Genomic DNA, 13,441 nt, shown 5'->3' with positions numbered 1-13,441 from the left:
CCGCCGATTTGAAGCCCACACACCACCAGCGCATGCAGCGCGCCAAGTTTGCCCTGCCCAGCATCGTGACCCTGATGTCGATCGCCTGCGGTTTCGGCAGCATCGTCATTTCGGTCGACAATGCGCGGGAAGGCGCGGCCCAGGACTATCGCCTGGCCGCCGTGCTGTTGGTCTTGGCCGGCGTGTTCGACGCGCTCGACGGCATGGTGGCGCGCGCCACCAATACCCAGTCCGACTTCGGCATGCAGCTCGATTCCATCGCCGACGTGATGAACTTCGGCTGCGCGCCGGGCCTGCTGCTGTATTGCTGGGGCTTCCAGCACATGGGACTCGATCATCCGACCCTGCTGCGCCTGGGCGGCATGGCCAGTTTCTTCTTCGTGGCGTGCGGCGCGCTGCGGCTGGCGCGCTTCAACGTCAGCGTCGGCCGTACCGATCCGCGCTACTTCGTCGGCATGCCGATCACGGCGGGGGCGGCCTGCGTGGCCTCGGTGGTGGTGGCGTGGCCGGCTCCGGCGATGACGGTGCTGCAAGGCGGCCTGATCGTGCTGCTGTTGTTCGTGGTGGGCAGCCTGATGGTGTCGACCGTGCGTTTCCCCAGCTCCAAGCAAAAGAAAAGCTGGGGCGCGCTGGTGCTGTTGCTGGTCAACCTGGGCTTGCTGGCCTGGCTGCAGGCGGCGTACTTCGTGCTGTTCTTCGCCTGCTACATTGGCTTCACGCTGCTGCTGAACGCGGCGTGGACGACCGGCTGGACGGGCATCGCCCCGCCGGTCGTCTACAACGGTGACTGATCAGGCGACTTCGTGGCCGCGCGCCGCGCGCAGGATCTCGAACCACTGGCTGCGGCTCAGGCTGAACTGGGTCGCTTGCACCGCTTCCTTGACCGCCTCGATGCGGCCCGAGCCGGTCAGCGGCAGCGGGCGGCAAGGCAGTTGCATAATCCACGCAAACACCACGCTGCCCAACGGGCGTTGCAGTTCGTCGGCCACCTTCTGGATCGCCGCGCGCACACGCACGCCGGCCGCGTCGTCGCTGCTGAACAGGCGGCCGCCGCCCAGTGGCGACCAGATCATCGGCGCCACGCCCAGGTCCTGCAGGCCGTCGAAGGTTTCATCGAACATCGGCGCCACGTTCAGCGGCGAGAACTCGATCTGGTTGGTGGCCAGCGCGATGCGGCGGTTCAGGCTTTCAAACTGGTGGCGGCTGAAGTTGGACACGCCGAAATGCTTGACCTTGCCGGCTTGCTTGAGCTGCGCGAAGGCGCCGGCGATTTCGTCGAAGTCCATCAGCGGGTCCGGACGGTGGATCAGCAGCAGGTCCAGGTGGTCGGTGCCCAGCTGGCGCAGCGAGTTCTCCGCCGAGGCGATGATGTGGCCAGCGCTGGTGTCATAGTGCTGAATGGTGTGCTCGGGACGCGCGCCGTTCACCAGCTTGATGCCGCACTTGCTGATGAGCTGCATCTTGTCGCGCAGCGAAGGCTGCAGCGCCAGCGCCTCGCCGAAGGTGGCTTCGACGCCGTAGCCGCCGTAGATGTCGGCGTGGTCGAAGCTGGTCACGCCCATGGCCAGCGCCTGTTCGATCCATGCGACGCGCTGTTGCGGCGTCAGCTTCCATTCGTTCATGCGCCACATGCCGGCGACGATGCGCGACAGCGTCAGGCCGCCTGGGTAGGTAACGACGGAAGGGCAGGTCAGGTCGGTCATGGGCATACTTTCCAAGTTAAGTGAGAGCAAGAATTATAGTATGATCGGAAGGTAAGCCAGACCGAACGGAGGCCGTAGTGGGATTTTTATCGTTTCTAAAATCGAAGCCCGAACCTGACGCAGCCCCGGTCAGCGCGCCGGCCGCAGCACCTGTCTCCGCAGCGGCCGCCGTGGCGCCGCCCGAGAGCAGGGTCATCGTCACCCGCGTTGAGATCGTCGATGATCGTCATCGCCTGTCCGGCTACCGCTTCAGCGCGCCGCCGCCGGACGCGGCCATGATCGATGCGCTGGTCGCCGCCGAGGTGCCCGGGTTCGCCCAGAATCGCATGGCGATGGTGCAGATCGGCGTCGAGGCGGTGGCTGAAAATCTGTACCTGCCGCTGGTCGCTCCCAATACCGTTTTCCTGCTGGACCGCCGCGCCGACGGATTGTCGGAGGCGACGCTGTCGGCGCTGCGCGCCACCGGCTGCAAGCTGGCCCTGCGCGGCGTGACGCTGGAGGCGGACGATGCGCCGCTGCTGGCCCTGTGCGATTTCGTGATCCTGTACCTGAACGAGCATACGCTGGCCGAATTCCAGACCCTTTCCAAGCAGCTGCGCCTGCGCTATCCGGACCTGAAGCTGGTGGTCGACGGCGTCGAGTCGTGGGACGAGCAGCGCATGTGCGCCTCGTGGGGCGCCAATTATTTCATGGGTCACTTCCTGACCACTACCGACAAGGTGGACCCGGACGCCAAGATCGACCAGAGCCGCATGACGTCGATCGAGTTGCTGAATCTGCTGCGCACCGACGCCGAGCTGCCGGCCATGATCGAGGTGGCCAAGCGCGATCCGGGCATGACCTACCAGGTGCTGCAATGGGCCAATGCGCCGGGCAGCGGCCAGACCACCAAGGTGACCAGCCTGCAGCAGGCTTTCATGGTGCTGGGACGGAACCAGCTGTATCGCGGTTTGACGGTGTCCATGTTCCGCCTGGGCGGCGGCGCCACCAGGGAGCGCGATGAGTCGCTGCTGGAAGTGGCGCTGACGCGCGCGCGTTTCCTGGAGACGTGCAGCACACTGCCGCAGGCCAAGCGCGATGAGTTGTTCCTGGTGGGATTGCTGTCGCTGTTCGATGCGCTGCTGGGTGTGCCGATGGCCAACCTGGTCGGCAAGATGCACTTGTCGGATGATATCCGCGATGTGCTGCTGGGCAGCGAGGGCGTCTACAGCCCGTATCTGATGATGGTGATGCTGCTGGAGCGCGACAAGGTCGGGCGCGCGATGGGGATTGCGGAAACGCTGGATATCGATATCAACGGCCTGCCCGCAGTGGGACAGGCCGCCTTCGAGTGGGCGCAGGAGTCAATGAAACAGACGGGCGCCGACTAGCGACGTTTATTTCAGCCAGAGGCGGATCGAATCCCAGGCGCGGCCGAAGATCGAGGCTTGGTCCACGGTCTCCAGCGCCACCACCGGCAGTTCCAGCATCGGCTTGCCGTCGACCACCATCTTCAGGGTGCCGACGCGGCTGTTCTCGGCCAGCGGCGCGACCAGCGGGTCCTTGCGTTCCAGCGCCGGCTTCATCTTGGCGTCCACACCCTTCGGCACGGTCACCATGACGTCGTTGGCGAAGCCGATCTTGACCTGGTTCTTCGAACCCTTCCAGATTTCCGGCGTGGCGATCGGCTGGCCCTTCGAGTACAGCTTGACCGTGTCGAAGTTCTGGAAGCCCCAGTTCAGCAGCTTCTGGCTTTCCTGCGTGCGGACCTGGTCCGACGAGGTGCCCAGCACCACCGAGATCAGGCGGCGCTCGCCGGCGCCGTTGGGACGGTGCGCCGAGGCGATCATGCAGTAGCCGGCCGCTTCGGTGTGGCCGGTTTTCATGCCGTCCACGGTCGGGTCCAGCCACAGCAGGCGGTTGCGGTTCTGCTGGGTGATCTTGTTGTAGGTGAAGCTCTTCACCGAATCGATCTTGTAGAACTCTGGGAAGTCCTTGATCACGTGCTGGGCCAGTTGCGACAGGTCTTGCGCGGTCGAATAGTTCTCCGGGCTCGGCAGGCCGTGCGGGTTGGCGAAGTGGGTCGAGCTCAGGCCGAGGCGCTGGGCTTCCTTGTTCATCATCACCACGAAGGCGGACTCGTCGCCGGCGACGGCTTCGGCCAGCGCCACGGCGGCGTCGTTACCCGACTGCACCATCAGGCCGTACAGCAGGTCGTTGATGCTGACCGGCGTGGCGGGATCGATGAACATCTTGGAGCTGCTCGAATCGACCTTCCAGGCGCGGGTGGAGACGTTGACCATCTGGTTCAGCGCGATCTTCTTGTCGCGCAGCGCGCCGAAGACCACGTAGGCCGTCATGATCTTGGTCAGCGAGGCCGGCTCGATGCGGGCGTTGGGATCTTGCGAGGCGATGATCTGGCCGCTGGTGGCGTCCAGCAGCAGCCAGGATTTGGCGGCGATGGTCGGGGCCGGCAGCGTTTGCGCCACGGCCGAGGTCATCAACATCACACTGGTGGCCAGTGCCGCGATAATTTTCTTCATGTGATCTGGTGGTAAAAGTTAAAAGCCCAAAGATTATAGATGCTTAATCGGCGCTTGCGGTGTCCGTTTCAGCCCCGGTTAAGCCGCCGCGCCCCCACAGCTGGATCACCCAGCTCTTGATGTGGCCGAGTTTGCGGTGGAAGAAGTGGTCCGCGCCGGGGATCACGATCACCGGGATGTCCTGCGGGCGCAGCCACTCCAGCACGTCGACCAGCGGGATGGTGTCGTCGTTTTCGCCGTGGATCAGGATGGTGTCGGCCGGGATGGCGGCCATTTCCCACTTCTTGGCGGCGGCGCCGACCAGCACCAGGCGCTCGGCCGGCTTGCCGGCGGCGGCCAGGCGCTCGGCCAGGCGGCTCTGCACATAGGTGCCGAAGGAGAAGCCGGCCAGCGCGAGCGGCAGCTCCGGATATTTTTCGCTCATCCACGCATGCAGCAGGGCCATGTCGTCGGTTTCACCCTGGCCGTGGTCGTGCACGCCTTCGGACTTGCCGACGCCGCGGAAGTTGATGCGCGCCACCACGTAGCCGAGGCTGACGAAGGTGCGCATCAGGGTCACGGCCACCTTGTTGTCCATGGTGCCGCCGTACAGCGGGTGCGGATGGGCCACCAGGGCCACGCCGCGCGGTTCCGCTTCCGGATAATCGATAACGCCTTCCATTTGGCCGGCGCCGCCGGCCAGGGTGAATTTTTCGCTCTTGTTCATGGATTAGATTTTCAGACGATCGACAACCTTGCCCTGCACCAGGTGGGTGTCGATGATTTCATCGATGTCGCTGTTGTCGACGTAGGTGTACCAGGTGCCTTCCGGGTAGACCACCAGCACCGGGCCTTCTTCGCAGCGGTCCAGACAGCCGGCCTGGTTGATGCGGACCTTGCCGGCGCCGTTCAGGTTGAGTTCCTTGCAACGTTTCTTGGCGTGCTTTTGCGCGGTTTCCGCGCCGTGGTCGCCGCAGCTGTTGCGGCCGTCGTCACGCTTGTTCATGCAGAAGAACACGTGGTGCTTGAAGTATTGGGTATCGCTCATGGCCATGCCTCTTTTAAATGGTAGCCGCTATGATACCTTGGCGGCGTTGAGCTTGTGGGACGGCAGCCACAGGAACCACAGCGCGAAGAACGGCCACAGCAGTGACAGGAACTGGGCCGCGCCGTTGAAATTGAGGAATTTTCCCTGGACCCAGGTCTGCAGGGTGGCCACGAAATACGGGTTGGCCGGCGTGGTGTTGATGATGACCAAGCCCAGCAGCAGGGTGGTCACCGCCAGCCGCCGCTGCGCCACGTGCGGGGCGTAGGCCAGGCCGGCCAGCATGATGGCGCCGATCAAGGCTGCCCTCGTGTGGTCAGACGAAGGCGTTTTTCGGCGCAAGCAGCGCCAGCCAGCGCCTTGCACCACGATGGAGGAGGCGATCATGGCCGACAGCAGCAGCCCGCGCGGCGGCATCCGGCCGGCGCATCAGGCATAGCAGCGTCAGCGGCGCCCACCATGCCACAGGCGGTGATGATGGTTTTTGCACCAGTTTCTTCATCGCTCTGTTCCGTTTCCGGGTCGGTGGCTGGTCGGTTTCCATTTCCGTGCTCTGATAGCTCCGTTCGGCCATCCGGTATGGTGGGCCGTATTGGTTTTGCCGTATAGATTTTGCGTTAGTCTCGCCCACCATGGCCAGCAACACCAGGCCCTGGCTGGCGTGCTGCGTGCAACTAGGCGCGGCGCAGGCGCTGCAGTTCGCTCTGGTCGCAGCAGGCGCCGCACGGTTAGCGCCGATCAGCCGCCGAGCGCGCAGCCGGCGGCGTTGGTGTAGAAGTCCAGGTTGGAGGAGACCGCTGTGGCAGGCTCCATTTCTTCCATCTGCCCGTGATGCCGGCACCGGCGGCCGGCGGCCGGCGGCCATGCCGGCATGCCTTGATGCTCTTGGTGCGCGTGTACGGCACTAGGCATCCGATGCTGGTGTGGCTGTATGCCGTTGATGTTGGTGTCACTGGTTCAGCTCGTCCGGTATGTGTTGGCTCATGCTGGTCGCGCTCAAGCCGGTTATGCCAGCCCTGGTTATGCCTGTTCGTAGATTGGTAGCCAGCTCGTGTAGTGTCGCGCTGGTCGCAGCGTCGCGCGCTTACGGCGCGTCTTGCTGGCTCGCGCCGGCGTGCTTGGCCGGTGCATGGCGGCATCGGGCGCCGTCGGCTGTGTCGGACGGCGGCAGGGCCGCCAGCCAGGTGATCAGGTCGGCGGCCACGGTATCGCTGGACTCGGCCAGGGCGCGCGCGCCGCCGGCGGCGTCGGCGCTCGGCGCGGCGCTGCTGGCGCTGAAGGACTTCTGGTCCACCAGCCGATGGTTGCGGAACACCGAGGCACGCAGGCGCACCACGCCCTGGCTGCCGGTGGCGCTGTCGAAGTTCTGGGCGAAGTCTTCGACCTCCATGCGCAGCACGGTGGCGCTGGCGGCGGCGTCCGTGGTCGACAGCACTTTCACACCGGCTTGCGACAGGCGCGCCTTCATGCGCTGGGTGAGCAGCTGGGCCGGCGTGCTGACCCACTGGTTATAGGCGTAAGGGCGCGACTGGCGGGCGTCTGAATACAGCAACCGGTAATGCATGCGCTCCGTCTCCAGCGCGGCCGGGCCGGTGACGTCGGCCACGATGATGGCGCCGACCGCTGCGCCGGCGTTGGCGCTGAGCGCTGGCGCCGGTGCCGGCAATGGGCCGAAGTCGTATTGCGCGGTGGTCTGGCCCTTGCTGGCGCAGGCGCCAAGCATGGCGGCCATGGCGGCGATCGTGATGGTGTTGCGAACGGTGGTCATGATCATCTCGTCATCCCTTATTTGGACTGGGCGGTGAAGCCTTCTTCACCCGGGCCGGGCGGCGTGCCGGGGGCGCCGAAGATCAGGCTTTGCGGGCGGTCGTTAATCTTGTTCATGGTCTTGCGCAGCGCGCGCATGGAGGCGCGGGTTTCGTCCGACAGCGAATTTACCTGCGGCAGCGTGTCGAGTTCCAGGCCGCCGGCCACCGCGTCCACCGAGCCGCCGATATGTTCGACAGTGGTGGTGATGCGGTCGATCGGGCCGCCCTTGGCCTGCAGGTTGGTGGTCAGCTTGTTGACGTCGGTGGCCAGCGCGGTCACGGAGTTCAGCGTTTTCTGGGTCTGGTCGGCCAGCGCCGGCAGCTTGTCGATGGTCGGCTGCAGTTTCTCCGGCAGCTCGCGGTACTTCTGCGCGGTTTCGCTGACGTCGGCAAACGCGCCCAGGATCACTTTCTGGTTTTCCGGATTGAGCAGGGTATTCAGGCGGCGCGTGACTTCCTCGGTTTGCGTCAGGATCTCCTTGCCGCGCTTTTCCAGCTGGTCGAACAGGCCGGGACGCAGCGGAATGCGCGCCGGATGCTCGGCGCTGGACGGCAGGCGCGGCGAGCCGACCGCGTCGTCGTCGAGCGCGATGAAGGCGATGCCGGTCACGCCCTGGTAACCCAGGCCGGCGAAGGTGGTGGTGGTGATCGGCGCATCGGTATCGATATTCAGGGTCACGATGATCTGGCCGGCCACCTTGGGATCGAAGTCGATATCGCCTACGCGGCCCACTTCCAGGCCACGGTAGCGGATCGGCGCCTGCGGGTTCAGGCCCGGCACCGGTTGCGCGGTGGCGATCACGTAGGGCACGCGCTCGACGCGGTCGCGGTTGAACCAAAGGCCGTACAGGATCGCCGCTATCAGCAGCGTGATCGTGAAGAAGCCGGTAGTCAGGGCGTGGGATCGGTTTTCCATCAGGGCTCCGTTGATGTTTTTTCTTCCAGCGCCTCAAGGGCGCGGCGGCCACGGTCACCGAGGAAGAATTCCTTGATGAACGGGTGGTCGACTTTCAGCACATCGCGCAGCGGGCCAACCGCGATCACGTGTTTTTCCGCCAGCACGGCGATGCGGGTGGACAAAGCGAACAGCGTGTCCAGATCATGGGTCACCATCACCACCGTCAGTCCCAGCTCGCGGTGCAGGGATTTGATCAGCGCCACGAAGGCTTCCGACAGATCGGGATCGAGGCCGGCGGTCGGTTCGTCCAGGAACAGCAGCTTGGGCTCCAGCGCCAGGGCGCGCGCCAAAGCCACGCGCTTGACCATGCCGCCCGACAGGTCGGACGGCATCTTGTTGGCGTGCTCGGGCCCCAGGCCCACCATGTTCATCTTCAGCAGCACGGCGTCGCGCACCAGGTCATCCGGCAGCACCTGCAGTTCGCGCATCGGCTGGGCGATGTTCTCGAACACCGTCAGCGCCGAATACAGCGCGCCTTGCTGGAACAGCATGCCCCAGTGATTGCGCAGCTGCTGCAACTGGTCGGAATCGATCTCGCTGATGTCTTCGCCGAACACGCGCACGCAGCCGCGCGCCGGGCGTTCGAGGCCCAGCATTTGCCGCACCAGCGTGGTCTTGCCGGTGCCGGAGCCGCCGACGATGGACATGATCTCGCCCTGCTGGATCTCCAGGTTCAGATCCTGATGCACCACGGTGCGGCCGTATTTGGTCCACAGGCCGGTGATTTCGACTACCGGCACGCTGCCGTCCAGCGTCAGTTCGCCGGTGCCTGGGCCGCAGGTGTTTTCCTGTTCGCTCATCGGCTGAACCCCACGCCGCTGAACACAATCGCGAACACCGCATCGGCCAGGATCACCGCCGTAATCGCCGTCACCACCGAGGTGGTGGTGCCGCGACCCAGGCTCTCCGTATTCGGCTTGATGCGCAGGCCGAAGTGGCAGGACACCAGCGCGATCAGCATGCCGAACACCACGCCCTTGCCGATGCCGATCATGTAGTTCGCCAGCGGCACGGCTTCAGGGAGCTTGAGCAGGAAGTATTGCGGCGACAGGTTCAGTTCCAGTTTGGCCGACAGCATGCCGCCCATCAGCGCGATGGTGTCGGTCCAGATCACCAGCAGCGGCATGGCGATCGCCAGTGCCAGCACCTTGGGCATGATCAGGCGGAAGCCGTGCGAAATGCCCATCACCAGCATGGCGTCCAGCTCCTCGGTCACGCGCATCACGCCCAGCTGCGCGGTGATGGAGGACCCGGAGCGGCCGGCCACCAGGATCGCCGCCAGCAGCGGGCCGAGTTCGCGGATGATGCTCATGCCGAGCAGGTTGACCAGATAGATATCGCCGCCGAAGTTGCGCAGCTGCTGCGCCGACAGGAAGGAAAACACCACGCCGATCAGGAAGCCCACCAGCGCCGTGATGCCCAGCGCCTGGAAGCCGGCGTGATAGATATTGGCGGAGATTTCCTTCCACGGTCCTTGCAGCGGATGGCGCAGGAAACGCCAGCAGTCCAGCACCACCTGGCCGATCAGGCGTAGCAGGCCGGTCAGGTGTTCGAAGAACAGCAGCATGGCGAAGCCCAGCTTCATCACCAGCGTCAGGCGGTTCTGGCGATGGCGCGGCAGTTCCAGCGTGCCGGTGGTTTCAAGGCGTTTGAAGAATTCTTCCATACCCGGCGCCAGCTGCAGGCTGGCGGGGCGGGTCTTGCCCCAGGCGTTCCAGAACAACTGGGCGCCGATGTGGTCCATGCTGTCGATGGCCGACAGGTCCCATTTCAGGTCGCCCTTGAGGGATTTGAGGAAAGTGGAAATGGTGGACATCGCCTTGCCCTGCGCCAGAGCGTGCACTTGCCAGGTGCCGGTAGCGGCGACGGCGCCGGCATTGAGGGTGAGAGTAGGCTCTTGGGCAGTAGGCATACCGCAAGTTTAAGGGAGTTTGGCCCCGGAGGCTACCAAAGCCTACATCCGGGGTGCGCTGTCTCGCTCTTAAGAGGGATGGGGGTCAGGCGGCCAGGCGGCGTGCCTGCCGCTTCGGCGCCGGCGTCTCGGCTGGTTTGGGCTTGGCGCCGCCGCTGTAGTCGCTGGCCAGCAGCGCCTCGGCTTCCGCTTTGTCCATGCCCTGCGCCTGCAGATAGCGCGTCACCATCGCCACCAGGCGCTCCAGCGCAATGCGGTGGGTCGCATCGGTGTTCGCATACAGCCAATCCGAAAACGCCATAAAGCGCTGGAACGGCGCGTCGCCCAGCAGCACCGGCAGCGTATGGCCGAAGCGGCCGGAGTTCGCCACCAGGTCCCAGTAGCGCGCAAACCGCACCAGGCGCTGCATGGTGCTGAAGTCGATGTCCTTGTTGGCCAGGATGGTGTACGGCGCATACGGGTCGTACACCATGCCGAATTCCTGCGTGTGGCGGATGATCGGCGTGCCGCGCAAACGCTTCAAAATCCCGAACTGGATCTCGTGCGGCTCCAGCGCCCACAGCTTGTTGAAGCCTTCGGCAAAACTCTCCACCGTCTCGCCGGGCAGGCCGGCGATCAAATCCACGTGCATGTGCGCGTGCGACTGCTTGGTGAGCCAGCGGATATTGTCGGCCGCCTTCTGGTTGTCCTGCTTGCGGCTCACCAGCGTCTGCACCGCCGGGTTGAAGCTCTGGATGCCGATCTCGAACTGCAGCGCGCCGGGCGGGAACTTGGCGATGCCTTCCTTCAGCGCATCCGGCAGATGGTCGGGCACCAGCTCGAAGTGGGCATACACAGGATCGTCCGGGTTGGCCTCCAGCTTATCGAGGAAGAACTGCATGATCTTCAAGCTGGTCTTGATATTCAGGTTGAAGGTGCGGTCGACAAACTTGAACAGGCGCGCGCCGCGCTGGTACAGCGACTCCATCTCGCCCAGGAAGCTATCGAGCGCGAACGGCCAAGCCGTCTTGTCCAGCGCCGACAGGCAGAACTCGCACTTGAACGGGCAGCCGCGCGAGGCCTCCACATATAGGGTGCGGTTCTTGATATCGTCGTCGCTATATATAGAGTAGGGCAGCTTGATCTCCGCCATCGGCGGCTGCACGCCGGCGTGCACCTTCATCAGCGGCTTGGGGCCATTCAGGATTTCGCCGCACAGCTTGGGGAAGGTCACATCGCCCCAGCCGGTAATCACATAGTCGGCCAGCTTGACGATCTCCTGCTCGTTGGTTTCGTGCGAGACTTCCGGGCCGCCCAGCACCACCACCACCTGCGGCGCAACGCGCTTGAGCATGGCCACGACCTTGGTGGTTTCGTCGACGTTCCATATATAGATGCCGAAGCCGACGATCTTCGGTGCATACGACAGGATGCGTTCAACAATCTCGGTCGCCTTGGCGCCGATGACGAATTCCTGCAGGTGCGTTTGCTCCTGCAGCTCGCCCATATTGGCGAGCAAATAGCGCAATCCCAGCGAAGCGTGGGTGTAGCGGGCGTTAAGCGTAGTAAGTAAGATAGACATTCGCGTATTTTACCCTTGCCAGACGCGCTTGCCCTTGCTATAGTTCGCCCCCTCGCAGAACAATGCATGCAAATGCAGAGTGAAGCGGGAAAAAAGAAGAGAAGTAGAGCTTGACGGAATGTACGAAACGCCTCATAATCTTGCCTCTTCGCTGATGAACAAAACGCTTCTTCAGTTAGGTGCTCCACGCAGTGGGGCACGAAACAGAATGATGATCTTTAAAAATTTACAGTCGATAAATGTGGGCGTTTGATGCTGCAACAAAAAGCATTAAATGCTCAAGCAATAAATATTCAGTAGAAATACTGTCAGTATTTTGAGTAAGAGCGAACCATCCCGGTTGGTGTTAAAACTAAGCGGGATAAAACAGAGATTAAACTAAAGAGTTTGATCCTGGCTCAGATTGAACGCTGGCGGCATGCCTTACACATGCAAGTCGAACGGCAGCGCGGGGCAACCTGGCGGCGAGTGGCGAACGGGTGAGTAATATATCGGAACGTACCCAAGAGTGGGGGATAACGTAGCGAAAGTTACGCTAATACCGCATACGATCCAAGGATGAAAGCAGGGGACCTTCGGGCCTTGTGCTCCTGGAGCGGCCGATATCTGATTAGCTAGTTGGTAGGGTAAAAGCCTACCAAGGCATCGATCAGTAGCTGGTCTGAGAGGACGACCAGCCACACTGGAACTGAGACACGGTCCAGACTCCTACGGGAGGCAGCAGTGGGGAATTTTGGACAATGGGCGCAAGCCTGATCCAGCAATGCCGCGTGAGTGAAGAAGGCCTTCGGGTTGTAAAGCTCTTTTGTCAGGGAAGAAAAGGTTACGGATAATACCCGTGGCTCATGACGGTACCTGAAGAATAAGCACCGGCTAACTACGTGCCAGCAGCCGCGGTAATACGTAGGGTGCAAGCGTTAATCGGAATTACTGGGCGTAAAGCGTGCGCAGGCGGTTTTGTAAGTCTGTTGTGAAATCCCCGGGCTCAACCTGGGAATGGCAATGGAGACTGCAAGGCTAGAGTTTGGCAGAGGGGGGTAGAATTCCACGTGTAGCAGTGAAATGCGTAGATATGTGGAGGAACACCGATGGCGAAGGCAGCCCCCTGGGTCAAAACTGACGCTCATGCACGAAAGCGTGGGGAGCAAACAGGATTAGATACCCTGGTAGTCCACGCCCTAAACGATGTCTACTAGTTGTCGGGTCTTAATTGACTTGGTAACGCAGCTAACGCGTGAAGTAGACCGCCTGGGGAGTACGGTCGCAAGATTAAAACTCAAAGGAATTGACGGGGACCCGCACAAGCGGTGGATGATGTGGATTAATTCGATGCAACGCGAAAAACCTTACCTACCCTTGACATGGATGGAATTCCGGAGAGATTTGGAAGTGCCCGAAAGGGAACCATTACACAGGTGCTGCATGGCTGTCGTCAGCTCGTGTCGTGAGATGTTGGGTTAAGTCCCGCAACGAGCGCAACCCTTGTCATTAGTTGCTACGAAAGAGCACTCTAATGAGACTGCCGGTGACAAACCGGAGGAAGGTGGGGATGACGTCAAGTCCTCATGGCCCTTATGGGTAGGGCTTCACACGTCATACAATGGTACATACAGAGGGCCGCCAACCCGCGAGGGGGAGCTAATCCCAGAAAGTGTATCGTAGTCCGGATTGTAGTCTGCAACTCGACTGCATGAAGTTGGAATCGCTAGTAATCGCGGATCAGCATGTCGCGGTGAATACGTTCCCGGGTCTTGTACACACCGCCCGTCACACCATGGGAGCGGGTTTTACCAGAAGTAGGTAGCTTAACCGCAAGGAGGGCGCTTACCACGGTAGGATTCGTGACTGGGGTGAAGTCGTAACAAGGTAGCCGTATCGGAAGGTGCGGCTGGATCACCTCCTTTCTAGAGTTTGCAGGGTTCCTCGGAATCACTTTCAAGCGCTCACACTTAT

Annotated in this window: 14 protein-coding genes and 1 rRNA gene; 3 read left to right on the top strand and 12 right to left on the bottom strand. The window is 62.5% G+C overall.

Annotation, left to right across the window (positions count from 1 at the left end; genetic code table 11):
- Window positions 1-32 precede the first annotated feature (32 nt).
- Entirely contained in the window at window positions 33-791 is a 759-nt protein-coding gene (gene pssA, locus ACXZ1M_RS11895; RefSeq protein WP_459054001.1) for a CDP-diacylglycerol--serine O-phosphatidyltransferase, read from the top strand.
- Here pssA and ACXZ1M_RS11890 read toward each other — a convergent pair whose 3' ends face one another.
- The gene (locus ACXZ1M_RS11890; protein ID WP_459053358.1) at window positions 792-1,709 is read right to left on the bottom strand and encodes an aldo/keto reductase; all 918 of its coding nucleotides are present in this window, start codon (window positions 1,707-1,709) and stop codon (window positions 792-794) included.
- A gap of 71 nt (window positions 1,710-1,780) precedes the next feature.
- On the opposite strand from ACXZ1M_RS11890, the gene ACXZ1M_RS11885 reads away from it, so the two are divergent.
- On the top strand, window positions 1,781-3,073 hold the full coding sequence (locus ACXZ1M_RS11885; protein ID WP_459053357.1) for an EAL and HDOD domain-containing protein: 1,293 nt from the start codon (window positions 1,781-1,783) through the stop codon (window positions 3,071-3,073).
- 6 nt (window positions 3,074-3,079) lie between these two features.
- On the opposite strand, the gene ACXZ1M_RS11880 is transcribed toward ACXZ1M_RS11885, so the two are convergent.
- The 11 genes from ACXZ1M_RS11880 to ACXZ1M_RS11830 form a co-directional block, all read right to left on the bottom strand.
- The gene (locus ACXZ1M_RS11880) at window positions 3,080-4,225 is read right to left on the bottom strand and encodes a D-alanyl-D-alanine carboxypeptidase family protein (RefSeq protein ID WP_459053356.1); all 1,146 of its coding nucleotides are present in this window, start codon (window positions 4,223-4,225) and stop codon (window positions 3,080-3,082) included.
- 43 nt (window positions 4,226-4,268) lie between these two features.
- Complete coding sequence (locus tag ACXZ1M_RS11875; protein ID WP_459053355.1) at window positions 4,269-4,931, bottom strand: alpha/beta hydrolase; 663 nt, start codon at window positions 4,929-4,931, stop codon at window positions 4,269-4,271.
- A 3-nt stretch (window positions 4,932-4,934) separates the two neighbouring features.
- Window positions 4,935-5,252, bottom strand: coding sequence for a (2Fe-2S) ferredoxin domain-containing protein (locus tag ACXZ1M_RS11870; RefSeq protein ID WP_459053354.1), 318 nt, complete (start codon window positions 5,250-5,252; stop codon window positions 4,935-4,937).
- A 27-nt stretch (window positions 5,253-5,279) separates the two neighbouring features.
- Window positions 5,280-5,549: a hypothetical protein gene (locus ACXZ1M_RS11865; RefSeq protein WP_459053353.1), complete on the bottom strand. Its 270-nt coding sequence runs from the start codon at window positions 5,547-5,549 to the stop codon at window positions 5,280-5,282.
- A gap of 16 nt (window positions 5,550-5,565) precedes the next feature.
- On the bottom strand, window positions 5,566-5,751 hold the full coding sequence (locus tag ACXZ1M_RS11860) for a hypothetical protein (protein ID WP_459053352.1): 186 nt from the start codon (window positions 5,749-5,751) through the stop codon (window positions 5,566-5,568).
- A 236-nt stretch (window positions 5,752-5,987) separates the two neighbouring features.
- Complete coding sequence (locus tag ACXZ1M_RS11855) at window positions 5,988-6,161, bottom strand: hypothetical protein (protein ID WP_459053351.1); 174 nt, start codon at window positions 6,159-6,161, stop codon at window positions 5,988-5,990.
- 172 nt (window positions 6,162-6,333) lie between these two features.
- Window positions 6,334-7,017: an ABC-type transport auxiliary lipoprotein family protein gene (locus ACXZ1M_RS11850; protein WP_459053350.1), complete on the bottom strand. Its 684-nt coding sequence runs from the start codon at window positions 7,015-7,017 to the stop codon at window positions 6,334-6,336.
- A gap of 17 nt (window positions 7,018-7,034) precedes the next feature.
- Window positions 7,035-7,973 carry an MlaD family protein gene (locus tag ACXZ1M_RS11845; RefSeq protein WP_459053349.1) on the bottom strand — a complete coding sequence of 313 codons (939 nt, stop codon included), beginning with the start codon at window positions 7,971-7,973 and terminating at the stop codon, window positions 7,035-7,037.
- Complete coding sequence (locus ACXZ1M_RS11840; RefSeq protein WP_459053348.1) at window positions 7,973-8,815, bottom strand: ABC transporter ATP-binding protein; 843 nt, start codon at window positions 8,813-8,815, stop codon at window positions 7,973-7,975. The genes ACXZ1M_RS11845 and ACXZ1M_RS11840 overlap by 1 nt, the downstream gene beginning before the upstream one ends.
- The gene (locus tag ACXZ1M_RS11835) at window positions 8,812-9,927 is read right to left on the bottom strand and encodes an MlaE family ABC transporter permease (RefSeq protein WP_459053347.1); all 1,116 of its coding nucleotides are present in this window, start codon (window positions 9,925-9,927) and stop codon (window positions 8,812-8,814) included. The genes ACXZ1M_RS11840 and ACXZ1M_RS11835 overlap by 4 nt, the downstream gene beginning before the upstream one ends.
- An 85-nt stretch (window positions 9,928-10,012) precedes the next feature.
- Entirely contained in the window at window positions 10,013-11,488 is a 1,476-nt protein-coding gene (locus ACXZ1M_RS11830; RefSeq protein ID WP_459053346.1) for a B12-binding domain-containing radical SAM protein, read from the bottom strand.
- A 375-nt stretch (window positions 11,489-11,863) separates the two neighbouring features.
- On the opposite strand from ACXZ1M_RS11830, the gene ACXZ1M_RS11825 reads away from it, so the two are divergent.
- A 16S ribosomal RNA gene (locus tag ACXZ1M_RS11825) occupies window positions 11,864-13,392 on the top strand.
- Window positions 13,393-13,441 lie beyond the last annotated feature (49 nt).

This window comes from Duganella paludis (genome assembly GCF_054461335.1).
The sequence above is the reverse complement of the archived record's forward strand: the minus strand, read 5'-3'. Positions and strand labels throughout refer to the sequence as shown.

Coding starts and splice junctions, on each gene's coding strand:
- pssA (WP_459054001.1), top strand. CDS start 33: ATGCAGCGCGCCAAGTTTGCCCTGCCCAGCATCGTGACCCTGATGTCG.
- ACXZ1M_RS11840 (WP_459053348.1), bottom strand. CDS start 8,815: ATGAGCGAACAGGAAAACACCTGCGGCCCAGGCACCGGCGAACTGACG.
- ACXZ1M_RS11855 (WP_459053351.1), bottom strand. CDS start 6,161: ATGCCTAGTGCCGTACACGCGCACCAAGAGCATCAAGGCATGCCGGCA.
- ACXZ1M_RS11875 (WP_459053355.1), bottom strand. CDS start 4,931: ATGAACAAGAGCGAAAAATTCACCCTGGCCGGCGGCGCCGGCCAAATG.
- ACXZ1M_RS11880 (WP_459053356.1), bottom strand. CDS start 4,225: ATGAAGAAAATTATCGCGGCACTGGCCACCAGTGTGATGTTGATGACC.
- ACXZ1M_RS11830 (WP_459053346.1), bottom strand. CDS start 11,488: ATGTCTATCTTACTTACTACGCTTAACGCCCGCTACACCCACGCTTCG.
- ACXZ1M_RS11850 (WP_459053350.1), bottom strand. CDS start 7,017: ATGACCACCGTTCGCAACACCATCACGATCGCCGCCATGGCCGCCATG.
- ACXZ1M_RS11870 (WP_459053354.1), bottom strand. CDS start 5,252: ATGAGCGATACCCAATACTTCAAGCACCACGTGTTCTTCTGCATGAAC.
- ACXZ1M_RS11845 (WP_459053349.1), bottom strand. CDS start 7,973: ATGGAAAACCGATCCCACGCCCTGACTACCGGCTTCTTCACGATCACG.
- ACXZ1M_RS11835 (WP_459053347.1), bottom strand. CDS start 9,927: ATGCCTACTGCCCAAGAGCCTACTCTCACCCTCAATGCCGGCGCCGTC.
- ACXZ1M_RS11860 (WP_459053352.1), bottom strand. CDS start 5,751: ATGAAGAAACTGGTGCAAAAACCATCATCACCGCCTGTGGCATGGTGG.
- ACXZ1M_RS11890 (WP_459053358.1), bottom strand. CDS start 1,709: ATGCCCATGACCGACCTGACCTGCCCTTCCGTCGTTACCTACCCAGGC.